Here is a 20,924-nt window from a genome sequence, read left to right on the forward strand (position 1 = left end):
GACGCCCGACCGGCTCGGCTCCACCGCTGCGTGGGGCCGAGCCGGTCGTCGTTGCGCACCCGCTACGCGGAGGCCTGCATCTGCGTGACGATGGTCGCCACCCGATCACTGGCCTGCGTCGCCCAGTGTGGATGGGTGGTGACGTAGAGGCGATCGGCTTCGACGGCCGCCAGGATGATCTCGGCGGCCTCGGCAGCCGGCATCATCTCGTCGGCCAGTTGGGTCAGTGCGCCGAGGCCGGGCGCGAGTCGCTCCCACTGCTCGGCGGTCAGCGTGCTCAGCCAGCCCTCGGCGGGCTGGGTGGGGGCGCCGTCGCCCAGCAGCGCGCCGATGCCGTCGGTGACCCCACGCAGCATCTGGGTGTCCACCGGTCCCGGGCAGACCACGGTGGCGCCGACGCCGGGCGCGAGGATGGTCAGTTCGCCATGCAGCGATTCGGTCAGCGAGACGACCGCATGCTTGCTCGCGGTGTAGGGCGCGTTGAACAGCCCGGTGGTCACACCCGCCAGGGACGCGGTGTTGATCACATGGCCGCGACCGGCGGCGATCAGATGCGGCACGAACGCATGCATCCCGTTGACGACACCCTGCACGTTGACGGCCCAGACCCGTTGCCAGTCAGTGGGTTCCACCTCCCAGATCGGCCCGCCGGCACCCATCGCCGCGTTGTTGAACACCAGGTCGACGCGGCCGTACAGCCGCAGGGTGGTCTCGGCCAACCGGTGCAGTTGGTCGGGATCGGCCACATCGGTGGGCACCGCGGGGGTGTCGCGGCCGATCGCCTCGGCGGTCGCCGCGAGCGCGTCGGCGTCGATATCGGCCAGCACCACGCGCAACCCACGTTCGTGCAGGGCCTCGGCTACCGCTCGTTCAGGCCGACGCCGGCCTGCCGCTGATATACAGTGGAATCGGTTTCTCACTGCCATCGCTGGGTGAGAACCGCTGGTGGGTTCGGTAGTCGAGATCATGCGTTTTCACAGGCACACGACCGGAGATCGGACGGAATCGAGTATGAGCAGTGCCGAGGTTTCGATGATTCATCCCCTGGGCCCGACGAGCGTTGAAGACTGGCTGGCCGAAGACCAGCCGGCCGATGGATCTCGACTCGAACTGATACTGGGGTACCTACACGTGACACCTGCGCCCGGTGGTACGCATCAGCACCTTTCGTACCGACTGGCTCGTCTTCTGGATGACGCGATCGTCGCTGCGCAGCGCGATGACCTACACATGTTGCAAGCGGTCGGGGTGCGCATCAGCACCCCCTTCCGCACCGGCGTCATCCCGGACATCGTCGTCGTCGACACCGACATCAACCAGACCAGCTTCGCGCCCGAGAACGTGGTGCTGGCGGTCGAGATCTGGTCTCCGGGCAATACGCGGGAGGAACGCGACACCAAGATTGCCGGTTATGCCTCGGCGCGTGTTCCGTACCTGTGGGTGGTCGAAATGCCAGTAGGGAAGCCGGTCACCTTCTGCGGATACTCGATGGGTGAGCAGGGTTATCGGCAAGAAGTGCGTGCCGCGGCCGGCGAGACGATCAAAGCTCCGGCTCCGGTTCCGGTCGTGGTCGACGCAACCCTGCTGCGCTGAGGTCGTGTCGGCCCATCCCGGCGGCGAGCGGTGCCGATTTCTGGCGCGGGTGGGCTGTCTGGCAGAATGGTCGATCGTCCGTATGGACAGTGTCAGCCCGTCTCCGGTTACGCACCGCGCGGCGGTCACACACTTCAACCGCAAAACCGGGCTCGCAGACCATGTGAGTCGCCGAATTGCGCCGTGACCAACCCCGAAAGGTAGATCAGCACATGGCTGTTCGCATCAAGCTCACCCGCATGGGCAAGATCCGCAACCCGCAGTACCGCGTCGTCGTCGCGGACGCCCGCACCCGTCGTGACGGCCGGGCCATCGAGTCCATCGGCAAGTACCACCCCAAGGAAGAGCCCTCGCTGATCGAGATCGACTCCGAGCGCGTGCAGTACTGGCTGGGCGTCGGCGCGCAGCCGACCGAGCCGGTGCAGCGACTGCTGGAGATCACCGGTGACTGGCAGAAGTTCAAGGGTCTGCCGGGCGCCGAGGGCACCCTGAAGGTCAAGGAAGCCAAGCCGTCCAAGCTGGACCTGTTCAACGCCGCGCTCGCCGCCGCCGACAACGAGCCCGTCGCCGAGGCCGTCACCCCCAAGAAGAAGGCCGCCAAGAAGGACGAGGCCGCTGAGGGCGCCGAGTCGGCCGAGGCTGCCGAGTAATCGTGAGCGAGCGCAGCGAGCGAACCGAAGTCACAGCGCGCCCTGCGCTCACGACGGAGCCGAGCGCTAGCGAGGTGGAGTCGTGAGTGCTGTCGTCGCCGATGCCGTCGAACATCTTGTTCGCGGCATCGTCGCCAACCCCGATGACGTGCGTGTCGAGCTGATCACCGGCCGCCGCGGACGCACGGTCGAGGTGCACGTCCACCCCGATGACCTGGGCAAGGTGATCGGCCGCGGTGGACGTACCGCGACCGCCCTGCGCACCCTCGTCGCCGGCATCGGCGGCCGGGGCATCCGGGTCGACGTGGTGGACACCGACGCCTGATGGAACTCGTCGTAGGTCGTGTCGCCAAGTCGCACGGCGTGCGCGGTGAGTTGGTCGTGGAGGTCCGCACCGACGAACCCGAGGCGCGATTCGCGCCCGGTTCGACGCTGCGCGGCCGGTTGGCGCGATCGAAAGAAGTTCGTGAGTTCACGGTGGAGTCGGCCCGGGAACACTCGGGCCGACTCCTCGTGCAGCTGAGCGGCGTCGACGACCGCACCGCCGCCGACGCCCTGCGCGGCACGTTGTTCTTCGTCGACAGCGCAGATCTCGGGCCCTCCGAGGACCCCGATGAGTACTACGACCACGAGCTCGAAGGGCTGCGCGTCGAGCTCGCCGACGGCACCGCGGTCGGCACCGTCACCGAGGTATTGCATTCGGCGGCAGGGGAATTGCTGTCGGTGCGGGCCGCCGATGACGGTCGCGAGATCCTGATCCCGTTCGTGATGGCCATCGTGCCCACCGTCTCGGTGGCCGACGGACTGGTCGTGATCGATCCGCCCGAGGGCCTGCTGGATCCCGAATGAGGCGGCCGAGGCCATGAAGATCGACGTGGTCACCATCTTTCCGGAGTATCTGGAGCCGTTGCGCACAGCGCTGCTCGGCAAGGCCATCGATAAGGGCCTGATCTCCGTCGACGTGCACGACCTGCGTCGCTGGACCCATGACGTGCACAAATCCGTCGATGATTCGCCCTACGGCGGCGGCCCCGGCATGGTCATGAAGCCCACCGTGTGGGGCGATGCCCTCGACGAGGTCTGCCCCGACGACGCCCTGCTCGTCGTCCCCACCCCGGCGGGCGTCCCCTTCACCCAGGCCACCGCCCACCGCTGGGCGGACGAGAAGCACCTGGTCTTCGCCTGCGGCCGCTACGAAGGCATCGACCAGCGCGTCTTCGACGACGCCGCGCGCCGGGTCCGCGTCGAGGAAGTCAGCATCGGCGATTACGTGCTGATCGGCGGCGAGGCCGCGGTCCTGGTGATGACCGAGGCCGTGGTGCGGCTGATTCCGGGTGTGCTCGGCAATCAGCAATCCCACCAAGAGGATTCGTTTTCGGTCACGCCGGAATCCGAGGGTCTCGGGCTGCTGGAAGGGCCGAGCTACACCCGTCCGGTGAGTTGGCGCGGCCTGGATGTGCCGCCGGTGCTGCTGTCGGGTGACCACGCGAAGGTGGCCGCGTGGCGGCGTGCGCAGTCAGTGATCCGGACCCGCGAGCGTCGCCCGGATCTGCTGCCCGACACCGACGAGCCGGGTTCGGAGTAGCCCCGCCGATCCTGGCTCATTCGGCTCGGCGCGGTCGAGCTGCTCATAATGCCCCGACCGCACGTGACGCAAGGTACGTGCACGCCCGCACGGTGCGGTGAAGTGTGTCGACGAGCCGTGCGCGTCTCGGTCGGTGGTTCCTTGCGACCGCTGCTGCAATGATGTGACGTATGAGCGGTCCGGACACGCAGCAGGAGCTGCGTCTGACGAATTCAGTACGCCGCAGCCGGGATTCCCCGTTACCTGATCGTCCGGCTCGACCAGAAGGAAGAGCGGATCGAGGCGGTCGAGGAATACCGGCTCGACTGGTCGGGCCGCCGTTACCGCGCCCATGCGGTCCACCGGCGGGTACTGCTCCTCGATGAACCGGTCGAGGTGACGATCCCGTTCGCGACACTGGAGCAGCCCTGACGGCGGCAGAGCTCAGCCGGGGAGGCCGAGCAGCGACCGCGCCATTTCCCGCATTTCGGCTTTACGCACCTTTCCGGTGACGGTCATCGGGAACTCGTCCACGACGTGCACATAACGCGGCACCTTGAAATGGGCGAGTTTGCCCGCGCAGAACACCCTGAGCGCGTCGGCGTCGAGCGGGGCCGCGCCCTCGCGCAGCCGGACCCACGCCATCAGTTCCTCACCGTATTTCGGGTCGGGGACACCGATCACCTGGGCGTCGAGGATATCGGGGTGGGTGTAGAGGAACTCCTCGATTTCGCGGGGATAGATGTTCTCCCCACCGCGGATGACCATGTCCTTGATCCGGCCGGTGACGGCGACATACCCGTCCTCGTCCATCACCCCGATATCGCCGGTGTGCATCCAACGGGCGGCGTCGATGGCTTCGGCGGTGCGCTCGGGATCGTTCCAGTACCCGAGCATGACCGAATAGCCGCGGGTGCACAGCTCGCCGGGTGCACCGCGCGGGACGGTGTGGCCGGTCGCCGGATCGACGATCTTGATCTCGAGGTGCGGGCCGACCCTGCCGACGGTCGCGGTGCGGCGGTCGAGGCTGTCGTCACGGCGGGTCTGGGTGGACACCGGTGAGGTCTCGGTCATCCCGTAGCAGATACACACCTCGCGCATGCCCATCCGATCGATGACGCGTTTCATCACCTCGACCGGGCAGGGGGAGCCTGCCATGATGCCGGTGCGCAACGTGGACAGATCGGTGTCCTGCTCGTCGAGCTGCGCCAGCATGTCGATGAACATGGTCGGCACACCGTAGAGCGAGGTGCAGCGTTCGGCGGCGACCGCCGCGAGGGTGGCACCGGGTGCGAACGAGGGCGCCGGAATCACGATCGCCGCACCGTGACTGGTGGCCGCCAGATTGCCCATCACCATGCCGAAGCAGTGGTAGAACGGCACCGGAACGCAGATCCGGTCCTGCTCGGTGTAGCCGCACAACTCCCCGACGAAATAGCCGTTGTTGAGGATGTTGTGGTGGCTGAGGGTCGCGCCCTTGGGGAAACCGGTTGTGCCGGAGGTGTACTGGATATTGATCGGGTCGTCCATGGACAGCTGCGCCGCCCGCGCCGCCAGCAGGTCCTGGTCCGCGGTGGTGCGCATGAGCGTGTCCCATTCGGGCGTGCCCAGTATCAGCACCTGTTCCAGGCCAGGGCATTTCGGGCGAACCTGCTCGATCATCGCCATGTAGTTCGAGGTCTTGAACTCCGGCGCCGACACCAGCATCCGTACGCCGGCCTGCTCGAGCACGTACTGCAACTCGCTGGTGCGGTAGGCGGGATTGATGTTCACCAGAATGGCGCCGATCTTCGCGGTCGCGTACTGGATGAGAAACCACTCCGGGCAGTTCGGCGCCCAGATGCCCACCCGGTCGCCGGCGGCGATGCCACGCGCGGCCAGCCCGGTGGCCAGCGAGTCGACCGCCGAACGCAACTCACGGTAGGTCCAGCGGCGCCCGGAGGGGCAGTCGACCAAGGCTTCCCGGTCGCCGAACGCGGCCGCGGTGCGGTCAAGGTTCGCGCCGATGGTGTCGCCGAGCAGTGGTGTCTCGGAGATCCCCGAGGTGTAGCTGGGCAGCGGAGTCGTCATCACCGCACCTCCTGCTGACGCAGCAGGAACCGCTGCACCTTCCCGCTGGGCGTCTTGGGCAGGCTCGGGACGAAATGCACCCGGCGTGGGTAGGCATGCGCGGCGAACTTCTTCTTCACCAGCGTCTGGAGTTCGGCCTCCAGTTCAGCGCTGCCCTCGACGCCCTCGCGCACCACGACGAACGCCTCGAGCACCTCACCGCGCAGTTCGTCGGGCATGCCGACGACGGCTGCTTCGGCGACGTCCTCGTGCAGCACCAGCACGCTTTCCACCTCGAAAGGGCCGATCCGGTAGCCGGCCATGATGATGACGTCGTCGTCGCGGGCGGAGAAATGGAAGAACCCGTCGGCGTCCTGGGAACCGGCGTCACCGGTGAGATACCAGCGGCCGTCCGGGGTGTAGCGCTGCGCGGTGCGTTCGGGCGCGTCGAGGTAGCCGAGGAACCACAGGAGAGGGCTGCGTTCGGTATCGATGGCGATGCGGCCGAGCTGCCCGGTCGGCGCCTCGGTATCGGCATCGTCGGCGAGCACCGCGCAGGCCCAGCCCGGCAGCGAACGGCCCATCGAGCCCGCGGGGGCCTCGGTGTTCAGCTCGTCGTGCCAGGCATTGCAGATCACCATGCCGTGCTCGGTCTGACCGTAGTGATCGCGCACGGCCACGCCGAGGGTGTCGGCGGACCAGGCCACCACCTCGGGGGTGAGCGGCTCACCAGCCGAGGAGGCCCGGCGCAACCGCACCTTCGGCGCCTCGGCGCTGTCGGCGCGCAGGGCCCGGTAGACCGTCGGCGCGGCCGCGAAGTTGGTGACCCCGAATTTCTCCATCACCTGCCAGGTCAGCGCGGGGGAGAAGCCCGCGTGCAGCAGCAGGCTGCGGGTGCCACTGGCCAGCGGGCCGAGGATCGCGTAGTAGAGGCCATAGGCCCAGCCCGGGTCCGCGGCATTCCAGAACACGTCGTCCGGGCGGACGTCGAGCGCGAACTCCTGATAGGCGTGGAAGGACGCGAGCGCGCGCACCGGAATCGGCACCCCCTTCGGTGTGCCCGTGGTACCGCTGGTGAACAGCTGGACCAGCAGGCCGTCGCCGCCGACCGCGGCCGCGGGCTCGACGTCCGCGTCGTCGGCCATCAGATCGCGCATGCGCAGCCCGGCAGCGGCCGGCTCATCGCCGGTGACGATGGTGCGCCACGGCGGATCGACCGGGATGTCGTCGCCGGGTGCGAGTTTGCCCGCCTGATCCGGATCGACGATCACGATCGATGCGCCACTGGCCGACAACCGGAACGCGATCGCCGGCGGCGCGAACGCGGTGAACAACGGCACATGCACCGCTCCGCGCCGCCAGATCCCCAGCAGCGCCACCACCAGGTCTTCGGACTTGGCCATCAACGTGGCGACCCGATCACCCGGCTCGACCCCGAGCCGCGCCAGCGCCGCCGCGAACCGCTCGGACTTCGCGCGCAACTGGCCGTAGGTCAGGTCCGTCGACGACAGGTCGCTGTCGATGATCGTGAAGGCGACGGCGTCGGCCGGGTGCCGGTCGCACAGCAGCCAGGCCGCGCTCGCATCGGCGCGGTCGTAACACTCCAGCAGCTCGCGCACCCGCGCGTTCGGGTCGATACCCATCTCGCATCTCCTCGGTCGTGATCCAGCTCACCGGGCTGTTGCCATAGGATGTAGGTCACACCTGATCCCGCACTACCCCCGAAAAGGGGTGACCACCATGACCGACCCGTCACCGCTGCTGCGCCCGCGCGACGGCGACGCACTGCGCGCCGAGATCCGGCGGGTCGCGAGCGTGACCGGGGTTCCGGTGCTGTTCGGCGGCGAGGTGCACGCCGACACGCTGCTGCTGAGCGAATTCTTCGGTGTTCGCACCAACGGCTTGCGCGGGCTGTCGGTGCTGCGGACCTCCGGGCTCGGCGGGCAGGTGATGGACTCGGGGCGGCCGGGACTGGTCGCCGACTACCGCAACGCGCCGACCATCACCCATCACTACGACGGGCCGGTGATGAGCGAAGGCATCCGTTCGGTCGTCGCCGTCCCCGTGGTGGTCGACGACAACCCGCGCGCGGTGCTGTACGCGGCCACCCGCGGCAACGGAGCTCTCGGCGACCGCACCGCGGACGTGCTGTTGCAGGCCGGACGCAGGCTCGCCACCGAGATCACCATCCGCGATGAGGTGGACCGGCGGCTGCGACTGCTGTCGGCCGCCTCGGCCCCGGCGCAGGCCGGCACCGGCGTCGTCGTCGAAGAGCTGCGCGATATCCACGCCGAACTGCGTGATATCGCGCATTCGGCGGCCGACCAGAAACTGCGCGACCGGCTGCATGCCGTGGGCGCCCGGTTGACAAGGGCGCTGTCCGGCGGGCCCGCTCCGGACGCGCCGAAACTGTCGCGCCGCGAACTCGACGTGCTGATCCAGGTCGCGCTCGGCTGCTCCAACCAGGAGGTGGCCCAGCGCATTTCCGTCGGCCCGGAGACGGTCAAGAGCTATCTGCGCAGCGCCATGAACAAGCTCGACGCCCACTCCAGGCACGAGGCCGTCGTGACCGCCCGCCGCCTCGGTCTGATCCCCTGAGCCGCCGCGGAATTCGCGTTCTCCGCACCGCCCGGCCCACATGCGGGACACTGCCCGCCTCGCCTCTATACTCACCGCCGTGCCGCCGTTGCGAGTAGTCGGACTGTCCCTCGACAGTGCCGACCCCGAAACCCTTGCCCAGTTCTACCTGGATCTGCTCGGCGGAAAGACGCTGTGGCGCAAGGAAAGCAGTGTGGGGGTGCGGATCTCGTCAGGGCTCGCGCTCATCGCGCACCGCGTCCCCGACCATCAGCGCCCGGCCTGGCCCGGCTCCTCGATCGTGCACCTGGACCTGGCCGCCGACGATGAGCGCGATCTCGACGAATGTGTCGATCGCGCTGTGGAATTGGGTGCCAGCGTGGCGCCCATGCAGCCGGGCGACCGGTGGCGGGTGCTGCTCGATCCCTCGGGCCACCCGTTCTGCATCACCACGGTGACGCCGCCCGAATAGGCCGAGTGCGGTACGACGGCCCCGGCGCCGGTCACCTGTCGCCCGGCGACGGTAGTGTGCGGGTCGTGACGACAGCGCCTGAGACCTCGAGTCCCGAGACGACGACCCGCACCGACCAGACCACAGCCACCGGGGCAGGCCCGGTGGTGTCCGCTACCGTCAGCCGTCGGATCGCCGACGAGCTGGCGGTGCGCGAGAATCAGGTCCGTGCCGCCGTCGAACTGCTCGACGCCGGCTCGACCGTCCCGTTCATCGCCCGCTATCGCAAGGAAGTCACCGGCGGGCTGGACGACGCCCAGCTGCGCACGCTCGAGGAGCGGCTGCACTACCTGCGCGAACTCGACGAGCGCCGGGCCGCGATCGTGGAATCGATTCGCGCGCAGGGCAAACTCGACGACGAACTGCACCGCCAGATCATGCTGGCCGAAACCAAGGCCCGCCTCGAGGACATCTACCTGCCCTACAAGCCCAAGCGGCGCACCAAGGCCCAGATCGCCCGCGAAGCCGGTCACGAACCCGTCGCCGACGCGCTGATCGGCGATCCGACCACCGACCCGGCCCAGTACACCGCCGAACAGCTCGACGGTGCGCGCGCCATCCTGGTCGAACGCTTCGCCGAAGATGCCGATCTGGTCGGTGAGCTGCGCGAACTCATGTGGCAGCGCGGCCAGATCCGCTCCACCGTACGGGCCGGCAAGGAGGAGGCTGGCGCCAAATTCGCCGACTACTTCGAGTTCAGCGAGCCGTTCGGCAAGCTGCCCTCGCACCGCATCCTCGCGCTGCTGCGTGGTGAGAAGGAAGAGGTGCTCACCCTGCATCTCGAACCCGACACCGAGGAGCCGCAGCCGGGCGAGCGCACCATCTATGAGGGCCGCATCGCGGTGCGCTTCGGCATCGCCGATCAGGGCCGCCCCGCCGACAGCTGGCTGCTGGACACCGTGCGCTGGGCCTGGCGCACCAAGCTCCAGGTCAGCCTCGGCATCGACACCAGGATGCGGCTGCGGCAGTCGGCCGAGAAGGACGCCGTCGAGGTCTTCGCCGCCAACCTGCGCGATCTGCTGCTCGCCGCGCCCGCGGGCACCCGCACCACGATGGGCCTCGACCCCGGCTACCGCACCGGTGTGAAGGTGGCCGTGGTCGACGGCACCGGCAAGGTGGTCGCCACCGAGGTCATCTACCCGCACAAACCGCAAGGCCAGACCGAGAAGTCGCTGGCGGTGCTCGCCGCGCTGGTCGCGCGGTTCGGAGTGGAACTGATCGCCATCGGCAACGGCACCGCCTCCAGGGAAACCGACGCCCTCGCCGCCGAACTCATCTCCCGTATCCCGGAGAACAAGCCGACCAAGATCGTGGTCTCGGAGGCGGGCGCCTCGGTGTACTCGGCCTCGGCCTACGCCTCCCAGGAGCTGCCGGACCTGGATGTGTCGCTGCGCGGTGCGGTGTCGATCGCGCGCAGGCTGCAGGATCCGCTGGCCGAACTGGTGAAGATCGACCCGAAGTCGATCGGCGTCGGCCAGTACCAGCACGACGTCTCCGAGACGTTGCTGGCCCGCTCGCTCGGCGCCGTCGTCGAAGACGCCGTGAACGCCGTCGGCGTCGACGTGAACACCGCCTCGGTGCCGCTGCTGTCACGGGTCTCCGGCATCGCCGGATCACTGGCCGAGAGCATCGTGGCGCACCGCGATCAGCACGGCCCCTTCCGCAGCCGCAGCGCGCTGCTGGACGTGGCGCGCCTGGGCCCCAAGGCGTTCGAGCAGTGCGCGGGCTTCCTGCGCATCCGTGACGGCGACGACCCGCTCGACAACTCCGCCGTACACCCGGAGGCCTATCCGGTGGTGCGGCGGATCCTCACCAGCACCGGCCGCCCCATCACCGAGATCATCGGCAACACCAGCACGCTGCGCGCGCTGCGCCCGGCCGAGTTCACCGATGAGCGCTTCGGTGTTCCCACCGTCACCGACATCATCAGCGAGCTGGAGAAGCCCGGCCGCGACCCGCGCCCGGAGTTCAAGACCGCCGAATTCGCCGCGGGCGTGGAGAAGGTCGCCGATCTGGAACCGGGCATGGTGCTCGAGGGCGTGGTCACCAATGTCGCGGCCTTCGGCGCGTTCGTCGACGTCGGCGTGCATCAAGACGGTCTGGTGCACGTTTCGGCCATGTCGCACAATTTCGTGAAAGATCCGCGTGAGGTCGTGAAATCGGGGGACGTGGTCAAGGTGAAGGTGCTCGAGGTCGATGTCGCCCGTCAGCGCATCGGGCTCTCGCTGCGGCTGGACGACGAGCCCGGTGCGGGTAAGCCCGAACGCGGTCGCGGTCCGGGCGAACGTGGTCGCGGTGGCGCCGATGGGCAGTCCGCGCAGGGACGTGGCCAGGGCGGTAACCGCGGCCAAGGCCAGAACCGTCAGGGGCACAACCGAGGTCAAAGCAAGGGGCGTCAAGGGCAGGGGCAGGGGCGTCAGGGGCAGCGCCGCGAGGCCGCACCGGCCAACGGCGCCATGGCCGACGCGCTGCGCCGGGCCGGTTTCGGAAAGTAGCGGCCGAAGACGGGAGCGGGGGCAGGCATGCGGCGATGGCTCGACGACGATGTGATCGCACAGGGCAGGCTCCCGCTGCTGTGCTTCCTGCTCGGTTTCATCCTCGGCTTCCTGGTGATCCGGGTCAGCGTGCGGCTGATCCGGGCCCAGGTTCGCTGGTGGCCGGGCAATCTGCGGGCGGGCGACACCCACATCCATCACATGGTGTTCGGCGTCATCCTGGTGCTGACCTCGGGTATCGGGATGATCAGCACCTTCGACGACGGCAGCAGCGCGACCGGCGCGTTGCTGGCGGCCCTCTTCGGGGTGGGCGCGGCGCTGGTGCTCGACGAATTCGCGTTGATCTACTACTTGCGCGATGTGTACTGGGAAGAGCAGGGCCGCACCTCGGTCGACGCGGTGTTCGTCGCGCTGGCCGTGACCGGACTGCTGCTGCTCGGTTTCCACCCGCTGTGGCTGCTCGACATCAACGATTTCCGCCACGACCCCAGCGTCGCGGCGCGGGCGCTGGTGGTGGTGTTCGCGGTGGTCAACCTGATCCTGGCCGCCATCGTGATCGCCAAGGGCAAGATCTGGACCGGGCTGTTCGGCATGTTCTTCCTGCCGCTGCTGGTCGTGGGTGCGCTGCGGTTGAGCCGGCCGGGCGCGCCCTGGGCACGGTGGCGCTACGGCGACCGGCGCAGGCTCATGTACCGGGCCATCGTGCGGGAACGGCGTTACCGGCGTCCGGTGATCCGGGCCAAGATCTTCGTTCAGGATCTGGTGGCGGGCAAACCCGACGTCGAACATGTGCGCTCGGCCGCCGAGGCGGAACTGCAGCGCACCGTCGTTCCCGCACCACCGGCGCCGCATCGTCATCACGCGCTGTGGTCGCACGAGCACGACACGCCGCGCTGAACGGGGCGGGTAGGGTGTGGTGCAGCCGGGGAGCACCGGCCGATTTCCGGCCCGCCGCGCTCATCTGGCACAATGCACAGGTTGCCCTGGGCGATATCTGCCCCGGCGCACCCCTTATTCGGAGCATGAACCGGTAGAGCACGTGCCGCCAGGTTCCTCTGTTCGCGCGAACTCCAGAAGGATGAACATGAACACCCTTGACTTCGTCGACGAGAAGTCGCTGCGCACCGATGTCCCCGAGTTCCGGCCCGGTGACACCCTCAATGTGCACGTGAAGGTCATCGAAGGCTCGAAGGAGCGCATCCAGGTCTTCAAGGGCGTCGTCATCCGGCGCCAGGGTGGCGGTATCCGCGAGACCTTCACCGTCCGCAAGGTGTCGTTCGGTGTCGGCGTGGAGCGCACCTTCCCGGTGCACAGCCCCAACATCGACCACATCGACGTGGTGACCCGTGGTGATGTCCGCCGCGCCAAGCTGTACTACCTGCGCGACCTGCGTGGCAAGGCCGCCAAGATCAAGGAAAAGCGCTGAGCTGCTGCTCCGCGCCGCTATCCCGGTCCCGCCCGGAGCGGTGGTAGCGCACAGAAATACCCGGATAGCCCGGCACCGCACGCATTCTCGCGGTGCCGGGCTAATCTGTTCGGCGTGGCAGACGAGAGTGGGCCGGTGACCGTGCCCGGTGCAGACGACGGGCAACCGCAGGGGCGTCGCGCACGGCGTGACCGACGCGGACGCAAGGACAAGAAACAGCGGCCCTTCTGGCAGGAACTGCCGATCCTGCTGGTCATCGCCGCTGTAATCGCCGCACTGATGGTGACGTTCGTCGGACGCCCGTACGTCATCCCGTCGCAGTCGATGGAACCCACCCTGCACGGCTGCACCGGCTGCACCGGTGACCGCATCTACGTGCAGAAACTCAGCTACTACTGGGGCGAGCCCGAGCCCGGTGACGTCGTCGTGTTCGTCGGCCCCGACTCCTGGAACACCCACTACCGCTCCATCCGCTCGGACAATCCGGTAATGCGCGGCGTGCAGAACTTCTTCTCCTTCTTCGGCCTCGTCCCGCCCGACGAGAACGACCTGGTCAAGCGGGTGATCGCGGTCGGCGGCCAGACGGTCGAATGCTGCGATCCGCAAGGCCGGGTGATGGTCGACGGTAAACCGCTCGACGAGCCCTACGTCGAGGACGATTTCCCGTGGGTCCAGGGCGAGAAGAACGCCTCCTACCCGGTGGGGCGGGTGTTCGGCCCGGTCACCGTGCCCGAGGGGCACCTGTGGGTGATGGGCGACAACCGCAACGAATCCGCCGATTCCCGCGCTCACGTCGGCGACGAACTCCAGGGCACCGTGCCGGTGGACAACGTCCGCGGCAAGGCAGTGTTCAAGATCTGGCCGCCCGGGCGTATCGGCCCGGTCCGAGCGCAGGATCCGCAAACCAACTGATGGCTGTTCGCGCGATAATCGGTCTGTGGGCTGTGTGGACCGGTTCGACCTGCACGACTGGGCGGCGGTGACGCCGATGGCCCGATCCGAGCGTCGCCTGCCGAGTGTGGAGCGTGTCAGCTGGCCGCCGCGGGTGGTCATGCGTAAGGCCGGTGGGCTGCGCACCCTCGAGGCGGCCCTGAACCGCAGCGGTCTCGGGCCGGTCGCCGGCGTCGACGAGGCCGGACGCGGTCCGAGCGCCGGGCCGCTGGTGGTCGGGGCGTGCATGTTGTCCCCCAAGGCTCATGACGCGCTGGCCGGTCTCGATGATTCGAAGAAACTCACCGAGGCGGCCCGCGAGGAGCTGTACCCGGTGATCACCCGGCTGGCGCTGGCCTGGCATGTGGTGGTCATCCCGGCCTGGGAGATCGACGCGATCGGCATCCACGTCGCCAACCTCGAGGGCATGCGCCGCGCGGTCGCCGGACTCGGCCGCACCCCCGGCTATGTGCTCACCGACGGATTCCGGGTGCCCGGCATCCCGGTGCCGTCGCTGCCGGTGGTGGGTGGTGACGCCACCGCGGCCTGCATCGCAGCTGCCAGCGTGCTCGCCAAGGTCACGCGCGACCGGATGATGGTCGAGCTGGATCAGCGGCTGCCCGGCTACGGTTTCGCCGCCCACAAGGGCTACAACACGCCCGAGCACAATGCCGCGTTGCGGCAGCTCGGGCCGTGTGCCGAACACCGGCGATCATGGCGCAATGTGCGCGAGCACGAGCCCGCGGGGGCGGGCGGGAGGCCGGTGCGGCACGAGGTGGTGGTGTCCTCCGGTTCGGTCATCGTGGATCAGGTCACGTCCGACCGACTGGCTACCGAAGCGTTACATACGCGATGATGTCAGGACACGCAGTGCCGCGAGAAGGAGGACGTCCCACCCGATGAGCGCCGAGGACCTCGAGAAGTACGAAACCGAGATGGAGCTGTCCCTGTACCGCGAGTACAAGGACATCGTCGGGCAGTTCTCGTACGTGGTGGAGACGGAGCGTCGCTTCTACCTGGCCAATTCCGTGGAATTGCGACCGCAGAACGCCGACGGCGAGGTGTATTTCGAGGTCAGGATGAGCGATGCCTGGGTCTGGGACATGTACCGGCCCGCCCGCTTCGTCAAGCACGTCCGCGTGATCACCTTCAAGGACGTCAATATCGAGGAGCTGGAGAAGCCGGATCTGCGGTTGCCGGAGTAGCGCTGCCGTAGTTATCCACAGGCCCGGGTTATCCCCAGGGTTTCTGTTTCCCCAGGTGAGCGGTCCGGCGCGGGACGGCCGGCACCGCATGCTGACCGGGTGGCACACAACTTGGCGCTCGGCGCACACGGGGAAGACCTGGCGGCACGATTCCTGGAAGCCGCGGGCATGGACATCATCTGCCGGAACTGGCGTTGCCGCTACGGCGAACTGGACGTGATCGCCCGCGAAGGCGACGTCACGGCGTTCATCGAGGTGAAAACCAGAGCCGGGCTCGGCTTCGGCACACCCGCCGAGGCGGTGACCTTCACCAAACGGCAACGCATCCGCAGGCTGGCGCTGCTGTGGCTGTCCGAACAGGACGGTCCCTGGCAACGCATCCGCTTCGACGTGGTTTCGGTCCTGGTCTCCCATGAGCGCGCACCGGTGATCGACCACCTGAAAGCGGTGTTCTGATGGCGCTCGGGCGGGCCTGCTCGGTCGCGGTGAGCGGCGTGGACGGCCAGCTGGTGGAGATCGAGGCCGACATCGGTCAGGGGCTGCCGTCGGTACACCTGGTCGGATTGCCCGACACCTCGCTGCAGGAATCGCGCGACAGGGTGCGAGCGGCGGTCGCCAACTCCGGTGAGAAATGGCCCGACGGGCGGGTGATCCTCGCGCTGTCGCCCGCGACGCTGCCGAAGGTCGGCTCGGTGTACGACCTGGCCTTGGCCGCGGCCGTCATGGACGCCTCCGATGCCATCCCGTCCAAGAAACTCGACCACACCGTGCTGCTGGGCGAACTGGCCCTGGACGGACGCATCCGGCGGGTGCGCGGCATCCTGCCCGCGGTGCTCGCCGCCAGGAAAGCGGGATGCGCGACGGTGGTGGTGCCGGAGGCCGCCCTGCCGGAAGCCGGTCTGGTCGACGGCATCGAGGTGCTCGGAGCTGCGACGCTGCGATGCGCACTGGCCTGGCTGCGTGGCGAAGCCGTCCTGACCGAACCCGACCGCGATCTGCCCGAGCAGCCGCGGACCATCGGCGATCTCAGCGAGGTCGTCGGCCAGCACGAGGCACGCTGGGCGTTGGAGGTGGCCGCTGCGGGCGGGCATCACATCCTGTTGACCGGGCCGCCGGGCATCGGCAAAACGATGCTCGCGCAGCGGCTGCCCGGATTGCTGCCGCCGCTGTCGGAGGCCGAAGCCCTCGAGGTGACCGCGATCCACTCCGTCGCTGGCACACTGTCCGGCGACCATCCGCTGATCACCATGCCGCCGTTCGTCGCTCCGCACCACTCCACCTCCGCGACGGCGATGGTCGGTGGCGGGTCGGGTTCGGCCAGGCCCGGTGCGGTGAGCCGAGCCCATCGCGGGGTGCTGTTCCTCGACGAATGCGCCGAGATCGGCACGAAGGTGCTCGAAGCGATGCGGACTCCGCTGGAGGAGGGCGAGGTGCGCATCGCCCGCCGCGACGGTGTCGCACGGTATCCGGCCCGGTTTCAGCTGATGCTGGCGGCGAACCCGTGTCCGTGTGCGCCGGCGCGTGACGTCGACTGCATCTGCGCGCCCCTGGCCCGGCGTCGCTACCTGGGCAAGCTGTCCGGGCCGTTGATGGATCGGATCGATATCTGGGTGCAGATGTACGGGATGGCCGGTGGCACCTTCGGCGCAGAGGAATCCGAGAGCAGCGCGACGGTCCGCGAACGGGTGACGGTCGCGCGCCGGGCCGCCGCGCACCGCTGGCGGGAATTCGGGTGGCTCACCAACGCCGAGGTGCCCGGACATGTACTGCGGCAACGGTTTCGGCTACCGTCCGAGGTCACGGCACCGGTGGAGGCGGGGTTGCGGATGGGGCGACTGTCCGCGCGTGGCGCGGACCGGGCCATCCGGGTGGCGTGGACGATCTGCGATCTACGTGGTGGCGACGTACCGAATGCGCAAGACGTCATGCAGGCCCTGAACTTCCGGCAGCGTGGTGCGCAGTGACCGTGGCACGCTCCGGCCGGCCCGGCGACGAGATCGCGGTGGCAGCCCGGGCTGCCGTGCTCGGGCAGGACGGCCGCGATGAGTCCGAGCAACGGCTGCTGGCATGGATCTACCTGTCGCGGGTGGTCCAGGGACCGTGCGCGCCGTTGACGGCGCTGATCGATTCGGTGGGTGTGGTGGAAGCGGCGCGGGCGGTGCGGGAATGCCGGTTACCGCAGGTGCTGCGTGCGGCGACAGCGGCTCGACGTGGGGTCGATCGGGCCGCCGAAGATCTCGAACGCATCCGGGCGCTCGGCGGTCGCGTGGTCACTCCAGAGGATCCGGAATGGCCCGCGTGGCGGCTGCTGGGGCTACAACAGCTCGAACCGGGAAGGGACGTCGATGGTGCGGTGCCGCTGGCGCTGTGGGTGCGCGGCCCGCTTTCGCTTCTCGGCGCCAGCGAACAGGCGCTCGCGGTGGTCGGAGCCCGATGCAGTACCGGCTACGGTGATCGCGCCACCGCGGAGATCGCAGGCGAGCTCGCCTGCCGAGGGTGGACGATCGTGTCCGGTGCGGCGTTCGGCATCGACGCGATGGCCCATCGGGCCGCGCTGGCGGCCGGCGGGTCCACCATCGCGGTATTGGCCTGCGGGATCGACCGCGCGTACCCGGTTCAGCATTCACGCCTCATCACTCAGATCGCCGAAACCGGGTTGGTGATCAGCGAATATCCGCCCGGCACCGTCGCACGCAAGCACCAGTTCCTGGCGCGTAACCGGCTGGTGGCGTCGCTGGCCGACGGTGTGCTGGTGGTCGAAGCCGGGCTGCGCAGCGGCGCCCGCAATACCGTCAAATGGGCTCGGCGCCTGGGGCGTCCAGCGCTGGCGGTTCCCGGGCCGATCACCTCGGCGTCCTCGGTGGGCTGTCACCGGATGATCCGCGAGGGCGAGGCCGTGCTGGTCACGGGGCCCGAAGACGTCATCGATGAGGCAGGGCCCCTGCGCCTGTCGTTACCGATCACGGCCGCCGTCGACGCCGGTGACGAACTCGTCGGCGACCAGCAACTGGTGTACGCCGCGCTACCGGCCGCCGGTTCACGCGTACCGCACGAGCTGGCCACCAGCACCGCGCTGCCGGTGGCCACGGTACGGGCGGTGCTGGCCGAGCTGGAGCTGTCCGGGTTGGTCGGAGTCGGGGGAGAGGGGTGGTACCGGGTCGGGTTCGAGCAGCCGCCGGGAATCAGGTGAACTCAGGTGCTCGGCCGGATACACCCGGCGCACCGGATGTGGCGGTGTTCCGGGCCCGGGATGACCGGGAACACCGCCACCATGTGCTCGCCGGTACGACACCGGCGAGCCGGCCTCATTCCATCCGGACCGAGGAGCCGTAGACGCCGGCGTCCGTGGCGGGATCCACCTCAGCGGTGATCTCGCCGTTGCAGCCGGCATCGACATAGACGACCGCCAGGGAGTCGGTGTCGTTGATCATGTGGAACCGGGCGGGCTGCTCGTGTACCTCGACGCAGCCGGTGGGATTTTCATGCTCGGTGCCGTTGATGACGAGGACTCCCTCGGCACCGGAGGCGGTTCCGGCGGCGGTGAGGATCAGTGTTCCTGCGACAGCACACACAGTTGCGATATGACGCACGGGGTGTCCCTTCTGTGAGCATCGGTGAATCGACTGATCGAACCGGGCAATCTTCGCAGTCCGGACACCCGAAGCGTGGGAGGCCGATACCTCGAACAGGCAAAACGGGTTGTGAGCGGGGCGGCGGCGCGCCGACTTGCCAACACCGGTGTCGCGGGTGACGGTGGAGCGATGGATGCGCTGCCCGAGGACCTGGAGGAATTGCTGGCCGAATACGGGCGCAATCTCCGGCTGGGGAGCAATCGTTCGCCACACACCGTGCGCGCCTATGTCGCCGACGCGCGGTCCTTGCTGACGCATCTGGTGGCGCGCTCGTCGGATTCGTCGGTGCGGGAATTGGATCTGGCGTTGTTGCGCTCCTGGCTGGCGGCACAGTCCGCCGCGGGTGCCGCCAGGACCACGATGGCTCGCCGCTCGTCATCGGCTCGCACCTTCACGGCCTGGCTCACCAGAACCGGACGCTTGGGTGTCGACCCCGGATTGCGGCTCGGTTCGCCGAAGGCGCATCGCGTCCTTCCGGCAGTACTGGGCAAACAGCAGGCCGCCGCGGTGATGGACGCAGCGGAATCGGGTGCGGTACAGCGTGATCCGATGGCCCTGCGGGACCGGCTCATCGTCGAGTTGCTGTATTCCACCGGAATACGGGTCAGTGAGCTCTGCGGGCTCGATATCGATGATGTGGATCGGGAACGCCGGCTCGTGCGAGTCCTGGGCAAGGGCAACAAAGAACGCTCGGCCCCCTTCGGCGCCCCGGCCGACGATGCGATCGGCAACTGGCTGCGTTTCGGCCGCCCCGATCTCGCGACCGCCGAATCCGGTCGCGCCCTCTTACTGGGCCGGCGCGGTCGCCGTCTCGACCCTCGCCAGGCCAGAACCGCAGTACACGAGGTGATTTCGGCCATTCCCGGCGCACCGGACATGGCGCCGCACGGCCTGCGGCACACCGCCGCCACCCACCTGCTCGAAGGCGGCGCGGATCTGCGCGTGGTCCAGGAACTACTCGGCCACGCCAGCATGGCCACCACCCAGCTCTACACCCATGTCTCCGTCGAACGGTTGAAAAAGGTGCACGACCAGGCACATCCCCGCGCGTGAGAGGGCCGCCATGACCCTGCCGAACCCGGATGCCGAATCCGACGATGACGAGGAGCAGATCGACTACCGATTCACCCTCGCCAACGAACGAACCTTCCTGGCCTGGATGCGCACCTCGCTCGGCCTGCTCGCGGGCGGCGTCGCCGTGCACACCCTGGTGCAGCCGTTCCATGTGGCGGGATTCCGGCGTGCGATTGTGCTGTGCTGCCTGGCTCTGGCACTCGTGCTCGCGGTCGGCGCCTACGGCCATTGGCGGCGCGTCGGTGAGGCGATGCGCAGGGGTGGCCCACTGCCCGGCACGGTTATGGTGCCGATTTTGTCCGCCGGCATCACCGCCATCGCGCTGCTCGCCAGTGTCGCGGTGCTACTGCGATGACACCACCCGGCCTGGCCGCGGAGCGAACCGCATTGGCGTGGCGCCGCAGCGCACTGGGCGCCACGGCGGTGACGATGCTGTTGCTGAACGCCGCCATCGCCGACGGCTGGCGCGCCACCTCGATCGCCCCGCTCGCCGGCGCACTCACCATGGCCGTGCTGGCCGTGGTGGGTGCCCTGCGCAGCCACGATCTGCGCCACGGCCGCAACCGGCACGGCACCCTCGCGGTCCGGCTGGCGATGCTCTCGACCGCTGTCACAGCGCTGGTCACGGTGCTGATCGGCGTGACGCACCCGATCCGCTGACGAGTGCCGAGGGCTCGCGCCCGCTGCTGTGGCCCAGCTACCCGGAGCGCGGCAGTGCGTCGATGTACTTACCGGCGATGACGCGTTGGGCGAGGCGGGCCACGGGGCCACCGAGGCGGGTGTACCAGGTGGCGCCGCGAGAGAAGGCCGTGACGACGCCGTAGACGCTCTCGTCCGAGGGGGCGTATTCGACGGCGAACAGTTCTTCCCCGGACTCGGGGTGGCCGGGGAGGGTGCCGTAGGCGAAGCCGCGGCGGTCGGGCTCGTCCAGCACATAGACCACGCGGCAGGGGGCGGTGATGGCCAGTGGGCCGATCCCCAGGCGCACCGTGAGCAGGGTCCCCGGTTCGGCGGTCGGGGTGCTCGCGGCGTGGAAGATGCCGGTTCCGCGCTGCATGCGATAGGCGTTGATCGCCTCGCCTGCGCGTTCGAACAGCTCCCTGCCGTGGCCGATGGGCCTGCGGAGCGAGAACTGGTGATAGCCGGCTGGAAGCGGGCCGTGCGTGGCACCGACCTCGGCGTAGGTGAACGGCGGATCGTCCGGGTTCTGCATGCCTC

The 20,924-nt window shown here is 68.6% G+C and carries 24 protein-coding genes; 19 read left to right on the plus strand and 5 right to left on the minus strand.

Annotation, left to right across the window (positions count from 1 at the left end):
• Positions 1–62 precede the first annotated feature (62 nt).
• The gene (locus AC5W7N_RS09685) at positions 63–830 is read right to left on the minus strand and encodes an SDR family oxidoreductase (RefSeq protein WP_495924070.1); all 768 of its coding nucleotides are present in this window, start codon (positions 828–830) and stop codon (positions 63–65) included.
• Positions 831–1,011: 181 nt separating this feature from the next.
• On the opposite strand from AC5W7N_RS09685, the gene AC5W7N_RS09690 reads away from it, so the two are divergent.
• From AC5W7N_RS09690 to trmD, 5 genes are all read left to right on the plus strand, one after another.
• Positions 1,012–1,593: a Uma2 family endonuclease gene (locus tag AC5W7N_RS09690; protein ID WP_194992418.1), complete on the plus strand. Its 582-nt coding sequence runs from the start codon at positions 1,012–1,014 to the stop codon at positions 1,591–1,593.
• Between the two features lie 212 nt (positions 1,594–1,805).
• Positions 1,806–2,243, plus strand: a complete 438-nt coding sequence (gene rpsP / locus AC5W7N_RS09695) for a 30S ribosomal protein S16 (protein WP_036538364.1) — start codon at positions 1,806–1,808, stop codon at positions 2,241–2,243.
• Between the two features lie 82 nt (positions 2,244–2,325).
• Positions 2,326–2,568 carry an RNA-binding protein gene (locus AC5W7N_RS09700; RefSeq protein ID WP_014352088.1) on the plus strand — a complete coding sequence of 81 codons (243 nt, stop codon included), beginning with the start codon at positions 2,326–2,328 and terminating at the stop codon, positions 2,566–2,568.
• A complete protein-coding gene (gene rimM / locus AC5W7N_RS09705; RefSeq protein WP_163811651.1) occupies positions 2,568–3,092 on the plus strand; it encodes a ribosome maturation factor RimM in 525 nt (174 codons plus the stop codon). The genes AC5W7N_RS09700 and rimM overlap by 1 nt, the downstream gene beginning before the upstream one ends.
• 13 nt (positions 3,093–3,105) lie before the next feature.
• Entirely contained in the window at positions 3,106–3,828 is a 723-nt protein-coding gene (trmD, locus tag AC5W7N_RS09710) for a tRNA (guanosine(37)-N1)-methyltransferase TrmD (RefSeq protein ID WP_194992644.1), read from the plus strand.
• A gap of 423 nt (positions 3,829–4,251) precedes the next feature.
• Here trmD and AC5W7N_RS09715 read toward each other — a convergent pair whose 3' ends face one another.
• Together AC5W7N_RS09715 and AC5W7N_RS09720 are read right to left on the minus strand one after the other, a co-directional pair.
• Positions 4,252–5,877, minus strand: a complete 1,626-nt coding sequence (locus AC5W7N_RS09715; RefSeq protein ID WP_163811655.1) for an AMP-binding protein — start codon at positions 5,875–5,877, stop codon at positions 4,252–4,254.
• Complete coding sequence (locus tag AC5W7N_RS09720; RefSeq protein WP_495923552.1) at positions 5,877–7,499, minus strand: AMP-binding protein; 1,623 nt, start codon at positions 7,497–7,499, stop codon at positions 5,877–5,879. The genes AC5W7N_RS09715 and AC5W7N_RS09720 overlap by 1 nt, the downstream gene beginning before the upstream one ends.
• A gap of 97 nt (positions 7,500–7,596) precedes the next feature.
• On the opposite strand from AC5W7N_RS09720, the gene AC5W7N_RS09725 reads away from it, so the two are divergent.
• The 11 genes from AC5W7N_RS09725 (at position 7,597) to dprA (ending at position 18,190) form a co-directional block, all read left to right on the plus strand.
• Positions 7,597–8,454 carry a helix-turn-helix transcriptional regulator gene (locus tag AC5W7N_RS09725; RefSeq protein ID WP_194991458.1) on the plus strand — a complete coding sequence of 286 codons (858 nt, stop codon included), beginning with the start codon at positions 7,597–7,599 and terminating at the stop codon, positions 8,452–8,454.
• 79 nt (positions 8,455–8,533) lie between these two features.
• On the plus strand, positions 8,534–8,905 hold the full coding sequence (locus AC5W7N_RS09730; protein WP_036538351.1) for a VOC family protein: 372 nt from the start codon (positions 8,534–8,536) through the stop codon (positions 8,903–8,905).
• 143 nt (positions 8,906–9,048) lie between these two features.
• Positions 9,049–11,439, plus strand: a complete 2,391-nt coding sequence (locus AC5W7N_RS09735; protein ID WP_495924072.1) for a Tex family protein — start codon at positions 9,049–9,051, stop codon at positions 11,437–11,439.
• A 27-nt stretch (positions 11,440–11,466) separates the two neighbouring features.
• Entirely contained in the window at positions 11,467–12,336 is an 870-nt protein-coding gene (locus AC5W7N_RS09740; RefSeq protein WP_163811663.1) for a hypothetical protein, read from the plus strand.
• 187 nt (positions 12,337–12,523) lie between these two features.
• On the plus strand, positions 12,524–12,865 hold the full coding sequence (rplS, locus tag AC5W7N_RS09745; RefSeq protein WP_163811665.1) for a 50S ribosomal protein L19: 342 nt from the start codon (positions 12,524–12,526) through the stop codon (positions 12,863–12,865).
• A 114-nt stretch (positions 12,866–12,979) separates the two neighbouring features.
• A complete protein-coding gene (gene lepB, locus AC5W7N_RS09750; protein WP_280212463.1) occupies positions 12,980–13,777 on the plus strand; it encodes a signal peptidase I in 798 nt (265 codons plus the stop codon).
• 76 nt (positions 13,778–13,853) lie between these two features.
• Positions 13,854–14,651, plus strand: coding sequence for a ribonuclease HII (locus tag AC5W7N_RS09755; protein WP_490724253.1), 798 nt, complete (start codon positions 13,854–13,856; stop codon positions 14,649–14,651).
• Between the two features lie 43 nt (positions 14,652–14,694).
• Complete coding sequence (locus AC5W7N_RS09760; protein ID WP_011210678.1) at positions 14,695–15,000, plus strand: DUF2469 domain-containing protein; 306 nt, start codon at positions 14,695–14,697, stop codon at positions 14,998–15,000.
• A 99-nt stretch (positions 15,001–15,099) separates the two neighbouring features.
• Positions 15,100–15,456 carry a YraN family protein gene (locus AC5W7N_RS09765; protein ID WP_195019717.1) on the plus strand — a complete coding sequence of 119 codons (357 nt, stop codon included), beginning with the start codon at positions 15,100–15,102 and terminating at the stop codon, positions 15,454–15,456.
• The gene (locus AC5W7N_RS09770) at positions 15,456–16,964 is read left to right on the plus strand and encodes a YifB family Mg chelatase-like AAA ATPase (protein ID WP_495923553.1); all 1,509 of its coding nucleotides are present in this window, start codon (positions 15,456–15,458) and stop codon (positions 16,962–16,964) included. The genes AC5W7N_RS09765 and AC5W7N_RS09770 overlap by 1 nt, the downstream gene beginning before the upstream one ends.
• Positions 16,965–17,062: 98 nt before the next feature.
• A complete protein-coding gene (gene dprA, locus AC5W7N_RS09775; protein ID WP_495924074.1) occupies positions 17,063–18,190 on the plus strand; it encodes a DNA-processing protein DprA in 1,128 nt (375 codons plus the stop codon).
• Between the two features lie 115 nt (positions 18,191–18,305).
• Here the strand turns inward: dprA and AC5W7N_RS09780 are convergent, their stop codons facing one another.
• Complete coding sequence (locus AC5W7N_RS09780) at positions 18,306–18,572, minus strand: hypothetical protein (protein WP_163811671.1); 267 nt, start codon at positions 18,570–18,572, stop codon at positions 18,306–18,308.
• 189 nt (positions 18,573–18,761) lie between these two features.
• Between AC5W7N_RS09780 and AC5W7N_RS09785 the strand changes: the two genes are divergently transcribed.
• The 3 genes from AC5W7N_RS09785 to AC5W7N_RS09795 are packed head-to-tail and all read left to right on the plus strand — an operon-like array spanning position 18,762 to position 20,366.
• Positions 18,762–19,685, plus strand: a complete 924-nt coding sequence (locus AC5W7N_RS09785; RefSeq protein WP_175585815.1) for a tyrosine recombinase XerC — start codon at positions 18,762–18,764, stop codon at positions 19,683–19,685.
• Positions 19,686–19,695: 10 nt separating this feature from the next.
• Complete coding sequence (locus AC5W7N_RS09790) at positions 19,696–20,061, plus strand: YidH family protein (protein WP_495923554.1); 366 nt, start codon at positions 19,696–19,698, stop codon at positions 20,059–20,061.
• Complete coding sequence (locus tag AC5W7N_RS09795; protein ID WP_163811675.1) at positions 20,058–20,366, plus strand: DUF202 domain-containing protein; 309 nt, start codon at positions 20,058–20,060, stop codon at positions 20,364–20,366. The genes AC5W7N_RS09790 and AC5W7N_RS09795 overlap by 4 nt, the downstream gene beginning before the upstream one ends.
• A gap of 37 nt (positions 20,367–20,403) precedes the next feature.
• On the opposite strand, the gene AC5W7N_RS09800 is transcribed toward AC5W7N_RS09795, so the two are convergent.
• Complete coding sequence (locus AC5W7N_RS09800; RefSeq protein WP_495923555.1) at positions 20,404–20,919, minus strand: DUF1990 domain-containing protein; 516 nt, start codon at positions 20,917–20,919, stop codon at positions 20,404–20,406.
• Between the last annotated feature and the right edge of the window lie 5 nt (positions 20,920–20,924).

It is taken from the genome of Nocardia sp. CDC519 (genome assembly GCF_059509835.1).

Bases quoted from the DNA above. Each gene is read 5' to 3' on its own strand.
- AC5W7N_RS09720 (WP_495923552.1), bottom strand. From the start codon at position 7,499: ATGGGTATCGACCCGAACGCGCGGGTGCGCGAGCTGCTGGAGTGTTAC.
- trmD (WP_194992644.1), top strand. From the start codon at position 3,106: ATGAAGATCGACGTGGTCACCATCTTTCCGGAGTATCTGGAGCCGTTG.
- AC5W7N_RS09760 (WP_011210678.1), top strand. From the start codon at position 14,695: ATGAGCGCCGAGGACCTCGAGAAGTACGAAACCGAGATGGAGCTGTCC.
- AC5W7N_RS09690 (WP_194992418.1), top strand. From the start codon at position 1,012: ATGAGCAGTGCCGAGGTTTCGATGATTCATCCCCTGGGCCCGACGAGC.
- AC5W7N_RS09755 (WP_490724253.1), top strand. From the start codon at position 13,854: ATGGCCCGATCCGAGCGTCGCCTGCCGAGTGTGGAGCGTGTCAGCTGG.
- AC5W7N_RS09800 (WP_495923555.1), bottom strand. From the start codon at position 20,919: ATGCAGAACCCGGACGATCCGCCGTTCACCTACGCCGAGGTCGGTGCC.
- rplS (WP_163811665.1), top strand. From the start codon at position 12,524: ATGAACACCCTTGACTTCGTCGACGAGAAGTCGCTGCGCACCGATGTC.
- AC5W7N_RS09795 (WP_163811675.1), top strand. From the start codon at position 20,058: ATGACACCACCCGGCCTGGCCGCGGAGCGAACCGCATTGGCGTGGCGC.
- rimM (WP_163811651.1), top strand. From the start codon at position 2,568: ATGGAACTCGTCGTAGGTCGTGTCGCCAAGTCGCACGGCGTGCGCGGT.
- rpsP (WP_036538364.1), top strand. From the start codon at position 1,806: ATGGCTGTTCGCATCAAGCTCACCCGCATGGGCAAGATCCGCAACCCG.
- AC5W7N_RS09725 (WP_194991458.1), top strand. From the start codon at position 7,597: ATGACCGACCCGTCACCGCTGCTGCGCCCGCGCGACGGCGACGCACTG.
- AC5W7N_RS09785 (WP_175585815.1), top strand. From the start codon at position 18,762: ATGGATGCGCTGCCCGAGGACCTGGAGGAATTGCTGGCCGAATACGGG.
- AC5W7N_RS09740 (WP_163811663.1), top strand. From the start codon at position 11,467: ATGCGGCGATGGCTCGACGACGATGTGATCGCACAGGGCAGGCTCCCG.
- AC5W7N_RS09715 (WP_163811655.1), bottom strand. From the start codon at position 5,877: ATGACGACTCCGCTGCCCAGCTACACCTCGGGGATCTCCGAGACACCA.
- AC5W7N_RS09770 (WP_495923553.1), top strand. From the start codon at position 15,456: ATGGCGCTCGGGCGGGCCTGCTCGGTCGCGGTGAGCGGCGTGGACGGC.
- AC5W7N_RS09790 (WP_495923554.1), top strand. From the start codon at position 19,696: ATGACCCTGCCGAACCCGGATGCCGAATCCGACGATGACGAGGAGCAG.